Source organism: Agrobacterium sp. 22-209-1, assembly GCF_053522485.1.
The window spans coordinates 1-14446 of the sequence record NZ_JBNWCH010000015.1 but is presented as its reverse complement, the minus strand read 5'-3'; the positions used below and the strand labels follow the sequence as shown (position 1 = coordinate 14446).

15 protein-coding genes are annotated in these 14446 nt (G+C 59.5%); 3 read left to right on the top strand and 12 right to left on the bottom strand.

The features are described from left to right. Positions 1 to 143: 143 nt before the first annotated feature. The 5 genes from ACQZ48_RS22120 to rpsD form a co-directional block, all read right to left on the bottom strand. The gene (locus ACQZ48_RS22120) at positions 144 to 968 is read right to left on the bottom strand and encodes an inositol monophosphatase family protein (RefSeq protein WP_077982025.1); all 825 of its coding nucleotides are present in this window, start codon (positions 966 to 968) and stop codon (positions 144 to 146) included. Between the two features lie 29 nt (positions 969 to 997). Beyond that, positions 998 to 1825: an inositol monophosphatase family protein gene (locus ACQZ48_RS22115; protein ID WP_269825066.1), complete on the bottom strand. Its 828-nt coding sequence runs from the start codon at positions 1823 to 1825 to the stop codon at positions 998 to 1000. Positions 1826 to 1841: 16 nt separating this feature from the next. Continuing rightward, positions 1842 to 2768: a tRNA 2-thiocytidine(32) synthetase TtcA gene (gene ttcA / locus ACQZ48_RS22110; RefSeq protein ID WP_448729461.1), complete on the bottom strand. Its 927-nt coding sequence runs from the start codon at positions 2766 to 2768 to the stop codon at positions 1842 to 1844. A gap of 61 nt (positions 2769 to 2829) precedes the next feature. Further along, the gene (locus ACQZ48_RS22105; RefSeq protein ID WP_269835303.1) at positions 2830 to 3759 is read right to left on the bottom strand and encodes a glutaminase; all 930 of its coding nucleotides are present in this window, start codon (positions 3757 to 3759) and stop codon (positions 2830 to 2832) included. A gap of 70 nt (positions 3760 to 3829) precedes the next feature. Beyond that, positions 3830 to 4447, bottom strand: a complete 618-nt coding sequence (rpsD, locus tag ACQZ48_RS22100; protein WP_004442465.1) for a 30S ribosomal protein S4 — start codon at positions 4445 to 4447, stop codon at positions 3830 to 3832. A gap of 450 nt (positions 4448 to 4897) precedes the next feature. On the opposite strand from rpsD, the gene ACQZ48_RS22095 reads away from it, so the two are divergent. After that, a complete protein-coding gene (locus ACQZ48_RS22095) occupies positions 4898 to 5881 on the top strand; it encodes a TerC family protein (protein ID WP_448729460.1) in 984 nt (327 codons plus the stop codon). A 112-nt stretch (positions 5882 to 5993) separates the two neighbouring features. Then, positions 5994 to 6512, top strand: a complete 519-nt coding sequence (locus tag ACQZ48_RS22090; protein ID WP_137410609.1) for a DUF6584 family protein — start codon at positions 5994 to 5996, stop codon at positions 6510 to 6512. 3 nt (positions 6513 to 6515) lie between these two features. Here the strand turns inward: ACQZ48_RS22090 and ACQZ48_RS22085 are convergent, their stop codons facing one another. The 7 genes from ACQZ48_RS22085 to ACQZ48_RS22055 all read right to left on the bottom strand — a co-directional run bounded on the left by ACQZ48_RS22085 (position 6516) and on the right by ACQZ48_RS22055 (position 12819). Beyond that, the gene (locus ACQZ48_RS22085) at positions 6516 to 8033 is read right to left on the bottom strand and encodes a helicase HerA domain-containing protein (RefSeq protein WP_448729459.1); all 1518 of its coding nucleotides are present in this window, start codon (positions 8031 to 8033) and stop codon (positions 6516 to 6518) included. A 122-nt stretch (positions 8034 to 8155) separates the two neighbouring features. Then, complete coding sequence (locus ACQZ48_RS22080) at positions 8156 to 9049, bottom strand: EamA family transporter (RefSeq protein WP_077982020.1); 894 nt, start codon at positions 9047 to 9049, stop codon at positions 8156 to 8158. Between the two features lie 35 nt (positions 9050 to 9084). Next, positions 9085 to 9720 carry a LysE family translocator gene (locus ACQZ48_RS22075; protein ID WP_142911466.1) on the bottom strand — a complete coding sequence of 212 codons (636 nt, stop codon included), beginning with the start codon at positions 9718 to 9720 and terminating at the stop codon, positions 9085 to 9087. A 169-nt stretch (positions 9721 to 9889) separates the two neighbouring features. Further along, positions 9890 to 10129 (bottom strand): hypothetical protein, encoded by a 240-nt coding sequence (locus tag ACQZ48_RS22070; RefSeq protein WP_080790437.1) that lies wholly within the window; start codon positions 10127 to 10129, stop codon positions 9890 to 9892. Between the two features lie 378 nt (positions 10130 to 10507). Next, a complete protein-coding gene (gene murI, locus ACQZ48_RS22065) occupies positions 10508 to 11329 on the bottom strand; it encodes a glutamate racemase (protein ID WP_137410612.1) in 822 nt (273 codons plus the stop codon). After that, a complete protein-coding gene (locus ACQZ48_RS22060; RefSeq protein ID WP_137410613.1) occupies positions 11313 to 12146 on the bottom strand; it encodes an RNA methyltransferase in 834 nt (277 codons plus the stop codon). Before ACQZ48_RS22060 ends, murI begins: the two co-directional genes overlap by 17 nt. 139 nt (positions 12147 to 12285) lie before the next feature. Then, complete coding sequence (locus tag ACQZ48_RS22055; RefSeq protein WP_162520292.1) at positions 12286 to 12819, bottom strand: hypothetical protein; 534 nt, start codon at positions 12817 to 12819, stop codon at positions 12286 to 12288. A 214-nt stretch (positions 12820 to 13033) separates the two neighbouring features. Here ACQZ48_RS22055 and ACQZ48_RS22050 point away from each other — a divergent pair, with 214 nt between their 5' ends. Beyond that, a complete protein-coding gene (locus ACQZ48_RS22050; protein ID WP_077982015.1) occupies positions 13034 to 14248 on the top strand; it encodes an NADP-dependent isocitrate dehydrogenase in 1215 nt (404 codons plus the stop codon). The last annotated feature ends 198 nt before the right edge of the window (positions 14249 to 14446 follow it).

The following is a 14446-nucleotide window of genomic DNA, read 5'->3' as shown; positions in this document are numbered from 1 at the left end:
CATTCCCCACTCTTGGCGTCATCCTCGGGCCTGACCCGAGGATCCATCGCTTCAACCGCCTGTGGATCCTCGCCTCAAGGGCGAGGATGACAGAGGTGAGGTAGATGATGTCCACCATCAAGCCGCAACCTTGTCACGCCACCTCAAACCGTAAAAATCTTCTCCCGCAGCAGCTCCCATGTCTGCTGGTCAGGCGCAAGCAGCAGCCCGCCATCCACATGGCTTGGCAGATAGGGCGAGCCGTCGAGGCGCGCCGCATAGGCGCCCGCTTCCTGCGACAGCAGCGTGCCGGCCAGATGGTCCCAGGGCATCAGCTTGTTGTACATCAGGAAATGCATGTGGCCGCCGCAGAACAGGCGATATTCGTGCGCAGCACAACGGTAGCTGGTGAAGAGCCGCACATCCGCCAGATTCATCAGGATCTTGCGCCGTGTTTCCACCTCGAAATAGCCGGTATTGGCGATGCCGACCATCTGCGACAGTTCCGGCGCCGGCACGACCGACATCTGCGTCTGCGAACCATCGGCGCTGCACAGCCATGCGCCGGAGCCCTTTTCGGCAATCGCCCAGTCGTTGCCCATGGGGTCGAAGATCAGCCCCGCAACGGTCTCGCCCTTGGAAATGACGCTCATCATCACGCCGAAGAGCGGCAGGCCGGAAGCGAAATTATAGGTGCCGTCGATGGGATCGACCACCACAGCCAGATCGGCATCGGCAAGCTTGCCGAGCAGCGAGGCATCCGCCGCCACCGCCTCTTCACCGATGAACAGGGCGTCAGGCATGATCTCCTGAACGCGGGCGCGGATCAACCGCTCGGCGGCCTCGTCGCCCTCTGTGACGAGGTCTATCGCCTCGGTCTTCATTCGGACATCGCCTTCGCCCAGATTGCGGAACCTTGGTAAGATTTCCACTGCCGCCGCCTCCTGAAGCGCATTGGCAAGAGAGGCGATGTCGAGTTCGAGAGCCATGGGCGATATCCTTCTATTTGGGCGTGATGTTATAAGGCGACGATTTCCCGTCGCAGCATCTTCCAGCTTTCCTTGTCGGGGGCGGATAGGATGCCGCCCTCCGTTTGTCCCGGCCGATAGGGCGTATTGTCGAAACGGGCCGTGTAGCCACCCGCCTCTTGATGAATGAGCACGCCGGCGAGATGATCCCACGGCATCAGCTTTTCATGGCCGATGAAATGCAGCTTGCCGGCCGAGGCGAGCCAATATTCATGTGCCGAGCAGTTGAGCGACAGTGCCATCTTGATCTTGGCCATATTGGCGGCAATCACCGGCCGGCGATCCTGATGGCTGTGGCCCCAGGAAAAGATGCCGACCATATCGGACAATGGCGCGGGATCGGCAACACTGAGCTTCGCCTGCGAACCGTTCCTGCGGTTGAGAAACGCGCCCTCGCCTTTCAGGGCAACGATGGTATCGCCCATGACAGGATCGTGGATGATGCCCGCCACCGTCTCGCCCTTGACGGTGACCGCAAGCAGCGTGCCGAAAGCGGGAAAACCGGAAGCGTAATTGAAAGTGCCGTCGATGGGATCGATCACGAAGGCAAGCGGCGCATCGGCAAGGGCTGGAATGACGGATTGGTCCGTCTCATAGGCCTCTTCGCCGACGATATGGGCCTTCGGAAATCGCTGAAGGAGAGCAGCGGTGATCGCCTTTTCCGCCAGAACATCGGCCTCGGTGACCAGATCGACGGCCGAGGTCTTTTCGGAGATCGCACCGGCGCTCAGGTTTCGGAAGCGGGGAAGAATTTCATTTGCGCCGGCAGCGGCAACGGTGGAAATAAGAAAATCGATATCTTTGTCGGAAAGGGTCATCGGGCGGGGCACTTCTTCATAAGGGGGAGTTGGCCTCCCTACGCTCTTCAGGTGACGCCCCGGTGACAGAAAGCGCCGAAAAATCAAAAAGCTTGGGATCGAGCAGATGCGACGGATTGACATGGGCAAGCGCCCTCAGCATCACGTCCTTGCGGCCCGGCATACGCCGCTCGATGTCGGCCAGCATCTGCTTCATGGCATTGCGCTGAAGCCCGTCCTGCGAGCCGCAGAGGTCGCAGGGAATGATCGGGAATTCCATCGCCGCCGCGAATTTCGCCATATCTTCCTCGGCGCAATAGGCGAGCGGGCGCATGACCATCAGGTCGCCCTCATCATTCAAAAGCTTCGCCGGCATGCCGGCCAGACGGCCTCCATGGAAGAAGTTCATGAAGAAGGTTTCGAGAATATCCTCGCGGTGATGGCCGAGCAGCAGCGCGTCGCAACCCTCCTCCCGCGCAATGCGGTAGAGATTGCCGCGCCTGAGCCGCGAACAGAGCGAACAGTAGGTGCCGCCGGACGGCACCTTTTCCTTCACCACGGAATAGGTGTCACGATATTCGATGCGATGGGGCACACCGATCTTCGCCAGATATTCCGGCAGGACATGCTTTGGAAAATTCGGCTGGCCCTGATCGAGATTGCAGGCGACCAGTTCCACCGGCAAAAGGCCGCGCCATTTGAGATCGAGCAGCAGCGCCAGAAGACCGTAACTGTCCTTGCCGCCGGAAAGGCCGACCAGCCAGCGCGTCTGGCCCTTCAGCATGTCAAAATCTTCAAAGGCCTGGCGCACATTACGCAGCAGCCGTTTGCGCAGCTTGTTGAACGAGACCGAGCGCGGCGCGTTGTCGAACAGCGGGTGCGAGTTACCGCTCTCTTCCGGCGGTTCCTGATCTGCCCCGACCTTCTCCGCGATGTCATCGATCCTAGTGAGAATGTTCATCATCCGCTCGCTCCGGCACGACTGCCGTTCTTCATGCAGGCAATGCCCCCATCCGCCGGCAAGATCAAGCCCCGAATACCGACCAGCCGGTTTTCGTTGCCAGCAATTCCAGCGCCTGTGACCCGAGCGCCGAGTTTCCGACCTTGTTGAGACCCGGCGACCAGACGGCGATCGAAGCCTTGCCCGGCGCCACCGCCATGATGCCGCCGCCGACACCGCTCTTGCCCGGCAGGCCGACATGATAGGCGAAATCGCCCGATCCGTCATAATGGCCGCAGGTCAGCATCAGCGCATTGATACGCCGCGCCCGCCGGTCCGACACAACTGTATGCCCCGTCAGCGGGTTGCGGCCACGATTGGCAAGAAACAGCCCGGCGCGGGACAGCTGAGCGCAGGTCATGGAAAGCGCGCACTGGTGGAAATAAACGCCGAGCGTATATTCCACGGGATGGTGCAGATTGCCGAAAGAGCGCATGAAATTGGCGAGCGCAAAATTGCGGAACCCCGTCGCCTGCTCGGATTTCGCCACCGTGTCGTCAATGCTGATCGTATCGTCATCCGCGAGATAACGCACGAAACGCAGAAGCTCGCCGATAGCCTCGCGCGGCTGGTGGCCGGCAAGCACGATATCGGTCACCACGATGGCGCCGGCATTGACGAAGGGATTGCGTGGGATTCCGTGCTCGTGCTCCAGCTGGACGATGGAGTTGAAGGAAGAGCCTGAAGGCTCGCGCCCTACCCGGTTCCACACCGTCTCACCGGCCTTGCCGAGCGCCAGCGTCAGCATGAAGACCTTGGAGATACTCTGGATCGAAAACGGCGTTAGCGCATTGCCGGCCGTATAGGTGGTTCCATCGACAGTGGTGATGGCAATGCCGAACTGGTTGGGATCGACCTTGGCGAGCTCGGGAATGTAATCCGCAACCTTCCCCTCGCCCAGTCTCGGCAGCATATTGTCATAGATGGAATCGACGATACCCTGAATGTCCTGCATGCAAAGCCTTCCCCAGCCAACAAAAAAAGCCGCCTCGAAGGGCGGCTTTCTGAATACTGAAACGCGTCGATTAACGCGAGTAGAATTCGACGACCAGATGCGGTTCCATGACGACCGGGTACGGAACGTCGGAGAGCGAAGGAACGCGAGCATAGGTCGCAACCATCTTGTTGTGATCAACTTCGATGTAGTCCGGAACGTCGCGCTCTGCGAGCTGAACGGCTTCGAGAACCGTAACCAGCTGCTTGGACTTCTGGCGAACTTCGATGACGTCGCCCGGCTTGCAGCGGTAGGAACCGATGTTGACGCGAACGCCGTTAACCGTGACGTGGCCATGGTTGATGAACTGGCGCGATGCGAAAACGGTCGGAACGAACTTGGCGCGGTAGACGATGGCGTCCAGACGCGACTCGAGCAGGCCGATCAGGTTTTCGGAAGTGTCACCCTTGCGACGGTTTGCTTCGTCGAAAGTGGCGCGGAACTGCTTTTCGCGCAGTTCGCCGTAGTAGCCCTTGAGCTTCTGCTTGGCGCGCAGCTGCGTGCCGAAGTCGCTCATCTTGCCCTTGCGGCGCTGGCCGTGCTGGCCCGGGCCGTATTCGCGGCGGTTAACCGGGGACTTCGGACGGCCCCAGATGTTTTCGCCCATGCGGCGGTCAATTTTATACTTAGCCGATTCGCGCTTGCTCATCGTATTTCCTTCTCAAAAGGTTATACCGATCTGTTGCCAGACCGGTTTAAGGAAACACGCCCTCCTCTGAGGCCCGTTTCAGGGCCTCTGACAGGCTTCTCACATGCAAATGGAGAAACCACGGGACATGTCGGTGATATTGACCGCCGAACGTCAGTTCTTAAACTGCAGGGCAGTCAACAAAACACACCGGACATCACTGCCCGGCGTTGGGGCGGCTTCTACAGAGCTTTCACGGTTTTGTCAAACAAGCCCTTTCGCTTTTTTATGAAGTCTCCTCTTGAAAAGCGACAGTGCCCACCCATCTCTTCGTCGTGATCAGAACTCGGGCCCCTCTGGCGTGTTACCGGACAACACGTGATGTCGAGTTTGTTAAGGTTGGGGCCACGTATATTTTTGACGCACGTTCCCCATCCGTAAAGCCAACCTCGTCCGGCTAAAGGTTGACTGATGGACTTTCTTCTATCGGATTTTCTCGGCACCCCCACATGGATGTGGGCTGTCTTTATTTCCCTCGTCCTTGGCCTGCTCGCGCTCGATCTCGGCGTGCTGCACAAAAACTCCAAGGAAATCGGCGTTCGTGAAAGCCTGCTGATGTCGGGCTTTTATATCGTCATCGGCTTGGCCTTTGGCGGCTGGATCTGGTATCAATCCGGCGAACAGTCGGCGATGGAATATGTCACTGGCTTCGTTGTCGAAAAAAGTCTGGCGATGGACAATATCTTCATCATCGCCATGATCTTCTCCTATTTCGCCATTCCCCGCCAATATCAGCACCGCGTGCTGCTCTGGGGCATCCTCGGCGTGATCGTTCTGCGCGGCATCATGATTGCCGGCGGTGCTGCCATCGTCGAAAACTTCCACTGGGTGCTTTATCTCTTCGCGGCCTTCCTCGTCTTCACCGGCCTCAAGATGCTGTTTTCGTCCGACCATGATGAATCGGATATCGGCAATAACCGCATCCTGAAATTCCTGCGCGGTCACCTTCCGGTGACAAGCAGGCTGCATGGCGAGAAATTCTTCGTCAAGGAAATCGATGAGGCCACCGGCAAGCTCAAGACCTTCGTAACGCCGCTCTTCCTGGCGCTCATCATGGTCGAAATCGCCGACCTCATCTTCGCGGTCGATTCGATCCCGGCAATCTTCGCGATCACCACCGATCCGTTTATCGTCTATACCTCGAACATCTTCGCGATCCTCGGCCTGCGCGCGCTCTATTTCGCACTCGCCGCCCTGATCCACCGCTTCGCTTATCTGAAATACGCGCTGGCTGCGGTTCTGGTCTTTGTCGGTTCGAAGATTTTCGTGGCGGACATGCTCGGCATCGCCAAGATCCCGCCCGCCGTCTCTCTCGGCGTCACCGTCGCCATCCTCGCAACCGGCATTATCGGTTCGCTGATCGCGACGCGGAAGGAAGAAAAGGCCATCGAGTAACATTGAACAAAGAGGAGGTGGCAACGCCTCCTCTTTCTTTTTTGAAGACGTAAATATATAAACTGTTATTATTATCAACAGACCAGACTATGCTCCCTCTTATTGATTTAAAATGAATTTTGAAAACGTTGACCAAGCAATCTCCGAACGGAAACTTTGGCGAGCGAAGGAAATCCTTCAAGGCAGGATCAGCCATCCCGAAGTCGATTTGGCGCTGCTTCAGAAATACGGCGAAGTGCTGCTCGAGATGAACGATCTCATTGAAGCAGGGCGTATGTTGTTCTGCTCAGGCGCGCGCGATGAACGCTTTAGGGGGGCGATTGACATATTTCTGTCCAGAAGCAATAGGCGTGAACCGCAACGCTTTCTGGCGCAATTGCCGTCCTCTATAAGGCGGCAACGGCATTTGGCTGAATTTATCGCTTCGGCAGAATTCGAAAGCGGCGGGTGGACATCAGCGCAACTCTCCAGGATTACTCCCGTGCAAACGGATGTCGGCGCCGGCCCGCGTCAACGGTCGCATCGATTGGCCTCGGCACTGGTGATCGTCGTTCTCGTTTGCATCCTTGCCCTCAGCCTCGTCGGTCTCTACACGACGATCCGCTTTGCGGTGCGGCTTTTGGCGCAGTAGCGATTACTCAGCCGCAAGCCTCGTATCATCCTCAGCCGCATCCGCATCGCCGGGTGCGGTCTTCGCGTCGAGATCGGGAAACGCCACGATGCGCTTGCCCGAGAAATCGGCATGCACCACCACAAGCTCCTTCTCCTCGAAATAACCGAGGAGCCGCCTTGCGCGGCGGGCGGAATGGGTGCCGTAGGCGCGAGCGATGCGGGCGTCCGATGGGCAAGGCTCTTCACCCAGTGCCGCCTTGACCAGCAGCAGGAAGACCCCCTGCAGATCGTCGGAGACCGACATCGACAATTCCAGCGCTTTCTCCCAGCCTTCGCTTGCCGCCATCGCCGCATCCACGCCGGAGCGGGCAATCGCCACCTGTCGGCGGAATTCGGGAAGCGTCATCGGCGTGCCGGGAATGCGGCGCATGCGGGCGCGAACCAGAAAATCCTGATAAAGCACGGCATCCGTGCGATAGGCCGATTGCGGATCATCGAGAATTTCGACGAGAACCGCTCCGATCTTTTCCTCACGCTCCTCCGGTGTCATCTCCGGCTGGCCTGCACGCGGCGACTGCTCCGGTGAAGGGCCAACGGCAGCGGGCATGGAGCGGGAAAGCTCTGCCAGAATATCGGTTGTCGGGCGCGGTGCGGGGGGCGTACGGCGCACGGCTGCGCGCGTGAACTCTTCCGGATCAGGCGTGAAGATAAGGTCTTCGACATCCTGCGGGGCATCCGGTAGCGGCATCAGCTTCGGTGAAGATGACCGCGCCGAGGTTTCCACAGCCCCGATGACGATTGGCAGCGGACGGCGCGACAGCGCCGGCCCGAGCGCCACGAAATTGCCACGCTGGAGATCACGGAACATTTCCGCCTGCCGCCGGTCCATGCCGAGCAGATCGGCGGCACGCGCCATGTCGATATCGAGGAAGGTTCGGCCCATCAGGAAGTTCGAGGCTTCCGCCGCGACGTTCTTGGCAAGCTTGGCCAGACGCTGCGTGGCGATGACGCCGGCAAGACCGCGTTTACGGCCGCGGCACATCAGATTGGTCATGGCGCCCAGCGACGCCTTGCGCGCATCCTCAGTCACTTCGCCGGCGACGGAGGGCGCAAACATCTGCGCCTCGTCTACCACGACAAGTACGGGATACCAGAATTCACGGTCCGCATCGAACAGGCCGTTGAGGAAGGCGGCGGCGGCCCGCATCTGTTGCTCGATATCCAACCCTTCCAGCGTCAGCACGCAGGAGACACGGTGCTGGCGGATGCGGTTGGCAATACCGGCCAGCTCGGCTTCCGTGCGCTCGCCATCGACCACTACATGGCCGAACCTGTCGGAAAGCGTGACGAAATCGCCCTCGGGATCGATGATGACCTGCTGCACCCATGGCGCCGATTGCTCCAGCAGCCGCCGCAGCAGATGCGACTTGCCGGAACCGGAATTGCCCTGCACCAGCAAACGCGTCGCAAGCAATTCCTCGATATCGAGCTTGGCCTGCTGCCCGCCCGATAGGGTCCCCATGTCGATACCGACCTGCAATGTTCCATTCCTCGTGCTGCATCTCACCCGACCGATTCCCTGAAGGACGGCCGAACATGCTCTTTACCAAAAAATCGGCTCTTGCGTCTCATCCGTGCCGATAATGCACAGGCAATTCACGCTCAGCCCTGCGGAGACCTGACCCAGAAGCGTGCAATGCCGATGCGCCGACCGAAGACGTTAAGTGCCAGCCCGAGAATGACCAGCGCCGCACCGATGATTTCGAAAACGGTGATGTGTTCTGCAAAAGCCAGATAGGCGCTGATGAACCCGACAACAGGCACCAGCAGCGAAAACGGCGCCACCGTTCCGGCGGGATACCGCAGAAGCAGATAACTCCAGATGCCCGCGCCGACGATGGTTGCACCATAGGCCATATAGATCACCACGAGAGCCATGGTCGGCGTCGCATTGATCACTCCTTCGGCAATCGCTTCCGGCCCTTCCACGACCAGTGAAAGCAGGATCAGCGGCAGAACGGGCACAAGGCTGGTCCAGGCAATGAAGGACACCGCATTGACCTGCCCGATGCGGCGATTGACGATGTTACCGCAGGCCCACGCAATCGCGGAACCGACGCCCATCAGAAGCGGCACCAACCCTGCCGCCGTCATGCGCTCCACACCGATGACCGCCAGCCCGCCAAAAGCGATGAGTGCGCCAAGAATCTGCGACGGCAACGGCCGTTCGCCCAGAAACACCACGGCAAGCGCCAGCGTGAAGAAAGCCTGCGACTGCATGACGAGCGACGCAAGACCGGCCGGCAGGCCGAGCTTGATGGCGGGATAAAGCAAGCCGAACTGCACGAAACCCATCGCCATGCCGTAAACGACCATATGTCGCCACGGCACATTGGGTTTCGGCAGGAAGAACACCAGGGGCACCGCCGCAACAAGATAACGCACCCCCGTCAGAAACAGGGGCGGCATGTCCGTAACCCCGATCTTGATGGCAACGAAGTTGAAGCCCCACAAAAACACGGTGATCAGGGCGAGGAATATATGCGGCAATGCCATTTTGTTATGTCCGAATGTCAGGCGATCAGCAGGCGTCAGGCCGAAACCGCCCTCTTCCAGCCGAAGGTAATAAGGCCGGCGCCGATCAGGAGCCCGCCGCCCGTACGGTTGACGATACGCTGAACCTTCGGCTTGCGGATCGTATTACGAGCGGCGCTTGCCAGAAGTCCATAAAGCGCTGCATTGACAGTAGCAAGCACCAGGAATGTGACTTCAAAAATCAGCACCTGCGGCCAGAAGGGTAATGTCGGCACCAGAAACTGCGGCAGGAAGGCCACGAAGAATACGATGCTCTTGGGGTTCAGCGCCGTGACGATATAGGCGTGCAGGAAGATTTTGAGCGGCCTTTCGCGTCCCGTCACGCCCGTGTTTTCCGCCGCGTCACCAACCGGCGAACGCCACAGCTTGATGCCGAGATAGATGAGGTAAGCCGCACCGATCCATTTCAGACCGGTGAAAAGTGCAGCCGACGTGGCAAGCAGCGCGCCAAGTCCCAGCATCGAGGCCGTCATGGCGGTGAAATCGCCGAGCGCCACACCCGTCACCGTCGCCGTGCTGGCCTTGCGGCCGTGGCCCAGCGCATAAGAAATCACCAAAAGGATCGTCGGTCCCGGAATGGCGAGCATGATGGCAGATGCGGCCACGAAGGCCAGCCAGTTTTCTATCGGCATGATGAGTCTCCTGTCTCATATTGGGGGAGCAAGCCACGGAAAAAACTCCGCATCAAGCAGGATTTTTCGCAGATCGCGCCGCGACCGCCTGCATTTCGTGGTTTGCCAGCGGGCGTAATTCGACGACGAAGCCTCCCCGACTTTTCTTTGCCGGAGAGGCCTTTGCCAATCAAAACCGGGGCGCCCAGTAAGGAACCTCCCAATCCCGCCGCCGCTTCACCCGCGACGGGTCAAGGCCGATATCGACCAGAAGGCGCTCTGGCAGATCGGCAGGATCGGTCGGCGGCGCGCGTGGCACGACAGCCGCGAAGACGACCGTCTTCAGGGTCTTCCAGACGCCGAATGTGACGAACAGACGGTCCACCGCATCCGGCAGCGCATATGCTACCAATGGTTGATCATTTTGCATGGGAAATCCATCCCGGCGCGGCAAAGCGGCCAGGTCCTTTATCGATGGAAAACGACAGGACGAAACGACGCGCGCAGCACGCATGCCACGCGGACGCGCAAGTCACATGTCAGACGAAGTGAAAATGCCAAACGGCTGGGGAATCAGGCCATAAGCCTTATCGGAGGGAGATGCCTCGCATCACATAACCGCCGACAATCACGCCAAAGGGGCCCGACATGCCATTAAGGCGCATATTCATGTCATTGCTCATTCCACGCCTCCAGTTCTTGCGGTTACAGACGAGATGCATCTTACACAGGAAAACAGACGCGACAAGAGGTCGCAATCTCGAATTGCAAAAGACGAATAGTGGCGATGCAAAAATGCAACAGGCGATCAGGTAGCGGAAACGCTGAGACCGAAACCCTGCATTAGCCGCCGCGTGGCGAAATCCGGCTTGCCAGAAGTGAAGACGGCAAAGTCGAAACCGTCGGGATGCTCCGCATCCTGTGGCAGCGGCACCAGATGGCGGGCCCGCCTCGCAATCGCCTCGGCGGGATCGAGCCAGTCCACCGGCCATGGCGCCAGCCGGCGGAACACATTGGCCATGAAGGGGTAATGCGTGCAGGCAAGAACGACGATATCGGTGCGCTTGCCATCGCTGGCAATGAAGCAGGGTTCGATTTCGGCCAGCACCGCCTCGTCGGACACGGGTTCACCCCTGATCCAGCTTTCCGCCATGCGCGCCAGATTTTCCGAGCCGACCAGACGCACATGGCATTGGGTGGCAAAGGACTGGATGAGATCGCGCGTATAGGCGCGCTTGACGGTGCCGGGCGTCGCCAGCACGGAGACGAGGCCGGAGCGGGTCCGCTCGGCCGCCGGCTTGATGGCGGGAACGGTGCCGACGAAGGTCATGTCCGGAAACCGGGCGCGAAGATCGGCGCCCGCAAGCGTGAAGGCCGTGTTGCAGGCGATGATGCAGACTTCCGGGCTGTAATCCTGCAGCAGCGTCTCGAAGAGCGAGAGAATGCGGGCTTTCAGCGCCTCCTCTTCCCAGCCGCCATAGGGAAAACCCGCATCGTCGGCCACGTAGATGAAACCGCGCTCGGGCATCAGCACGCGCGCCTCGCGCAGCACGGTAAGCCCGCCAATGCCGGAATCGAACACCAGCACCGGTTTCATCACATCGGCCGCCGCCTCACTCGTCTTCAGCATTCTCCCCTGCTCCCTCAGCCGACGGCCCTGCAGCCCGGCCCGTCTTCTTCGGCCATTGCCGCGGGAAACGGTCGAGCGAATTGATCACGCCGCGGAAAACGCTGATCTCCTGCTCGGAAAAACCGCGTCGCGACAGCACGGCGCGCAGATTGTCGACCATTTTCGGCTTTTTTTCAGCCGGATGGAAATAACCCCGCGCATCCAGCGCTTCCTCGATATGTTCGAACAGGCCAAAGACCTGTTCCTTGGTCGAAGGCCGCTGCTCGACGGACTGGAACAGTGTCTCACCCAGATCGTCCATGCCTGACTTCATCCATTCATAGGACATCAAAAGCACGGCCTGCGCGATGTTCAGCGAGGCGAAGGCGGGATTGACCGGGAAGGTCACGATCTCGTCGGCCAGCGCCACTTCCTCGTTCGTCAGCCCCCAGCGCTCGCGCCCAAACAGGATGCCGGTCTTTTCGCCAGCCTTGAATTTTGCCCTGAGCGTATCGGCGGCAGTAACGGGCGCACGCACCGGCTTGAAACCGTACCGCTCGCGCGCGGTTGTGGCATAGACGAAATTGAGATCCTTGATCGCCTCTTCCAGCGTCTCGAACACCTTTGTTCCGTCAATGACGTGGTCGGCCTTGGAGGCCGCGGCGCGTGCCTTCTCGCTCGGCCAGCCGTCACGCGGATTGACCAGCCGCAATTCGGCCAGGCCGAAATTGGCCATAGCCCGCGCCACCATGCCGATATTTTCGCCAAGCTGCGGTTCGACGAGAATGATCGCCGGGCCTTCCGCCACAAGTTCGAGATCGCTGTTTGTGCCTGCCATCGTCCTTTGTCCGTTTGTTGAAGCGTCGCATCGATTTTCAGCCCGACGCGCTAAAGCGCGCTTCACTGGCACAGATCGACGCCAAAATCAAAGCCGGCGCGGAGAAAGCCCGGACCCGCCCCGCTGGCAAAGACGCCCCTTATTGCTCTCCCTTGATGATCGTTGCCATCTCTTCGCGCAGCGAATCCCTGCCCTCATCGCCAACCCGGTGAATATCGCTGATGACAGGGCGGCCGTCTTCCTCGACGACATCGAAATGAACTTCGTCAACCGTCGCCTTCATCTCCGCCTCATCCATGCAGGCCCAGAGCTTGAATTTCGCCGTCACGTCCGTCACGCCGTCCTTGACCGCGCCCGGCGTCACGGAAACATCGGCCAGCGGGCAGCCATCCTGCGAGTTCGTCACGACATCGTAACCGAAGGGATCGCCGGTCTCACCGCTTTCGGCCTCGTAAGCCGGCTTTTTGGACGCTTCGCGATATTGCGCGACGAAATCCTTGCTGAACAGGCTGGTCAGCATGTCCTCGTCGAAAATGTATTTCCAGTTTTCCGCATCGCCGGACCAGTTCTTCACGGTGATATCCATCACCTTCTGAACGGGATCGGCCGGCCCGGCGGCGAGCGCGCTGTGCGAAAAGAGGACGGCGGCAGTCAGAAGCAGAATTTTCCGCATGGTGTTATCCCGGTAGAGGCCCAGAGACGGGCGAAGCGATTCGCCTGACTGTATTCCGGCGTTATGGTTTGGCAATGCGTAAAGCGTTATTGCGCTGCGCCAAAAAAGCGCCCCCCATGGCTTTGCCTCAGGCGCGCGCGATGCTATAGCCGCACCGGATATTTTTCCGGATACCGGCGCCATCCGGCGCCACAGCTTCGAAGGTGAGGAATTCATGGCAAAGATCAAGGTAGCCAATCCGGTCGTCGATCTCGACGGCGACGAAATGACCCGTATCATCTGGCAGCTGATCAAGGACAAGCTGATCCTGCCTTACCTCGATCTCGACATCGAATATTACGATCTCTCGGTTGAAAACCGCGACGCCACCAACGACCAGGTCACGGTCGATGCGGCACACGCCATCAAGAAGCATGGCGTCGGCATCAAATGCGCCACCATCACCCCCGATGAGCAGCGCGTCGAGGAATTCGGCCTGAAGCAGATGTGGAAGAGCCCGAACGGCACCATCCGCAACATTCTGGGCGGCGTCATCTTCCGCGAGCCGATCATCTGCAAGAACGTTCCGCGCCTCGTTCCCGGTTGGACGAAGCCGATCGTCGTCGGCCGTCACGCTTTCGGCGACCAGTACAAGGCAACCGATTTCAAGTTCCCCGGCAAGGGCAAGCTGACCATCAAGTTCGTCGGTGAAGACGGCCAGGTCATCGAAAAGGACGTCTTCGACGCCCCGAGCGCCGGCGTGGCGCTTGCCATGTACAACCTCGACGAATCCATCCGCGAATTCGCCCGCGCCTCCATGAACTATGGCCTGATGCGCAAGTGGCCGGTTTACCTCTCCACGAAGAACACCATCCTCAAGGCCTATGACGGCCGCTTCAAGGATATCTTCGAGGAAGTGTACCAGACCGAGTTCAAGGCGCAGTTCGACGAAGCCGGCATCACCTATGAGCACCGCCTCATCGACGACATGGTCGCTTCCGCGCTGAAGTGGTCCGGCGGCTACATCTGGGCCTGCAAGAACTATGACGGCGACGTTCAGTCCGACACGGTCGCGCAGGGCTTCGGCTCGCTCGGCCTGATGACCTCGGTTCTGCTGTCGCCCGATGGCCGCACGGTCGAAGCCGAAGCTGCGCACGGCACGGTCACGCGCCACTACCGCCAGCACCAGAAGGGTCAGGAAACCTCCACCAACTCGATCGCTTCGATCTTCGCCTGGACCCGTGGCCTCGCCCACCGCGCCAAGCTGGACGACAATGCGGAACTGGCAAAGTTCGCGGCAACGCTCGAAACCGTCTGCGTCGATACCGTCGAAAGCGGCTTCATGACCAAGGACCTGGCGCTGCTCATCGGACCGGACCAGCCTTGGCTTTCCACCACCGCTTTCCTCGACAAGATCGACGAAAACCTCAAGAAGGCGATGGCGGCTTAAGCCTGCTTTCCCCGAGACTTCAAAACCCGGCCTCAGCGCCGGGTTTTTTATTTGCACGGTATAGAAGAAACGTCAGTCCAGTAGAAACGAAATGGACAACTAGAGCAGATCCTGTGATCGATGAATCGATTGTGAAGTGACGGGGCGAGCGGAAGCTGATTCAACATCCACTGCGAAAGAGGTGGATGATGGGACGAG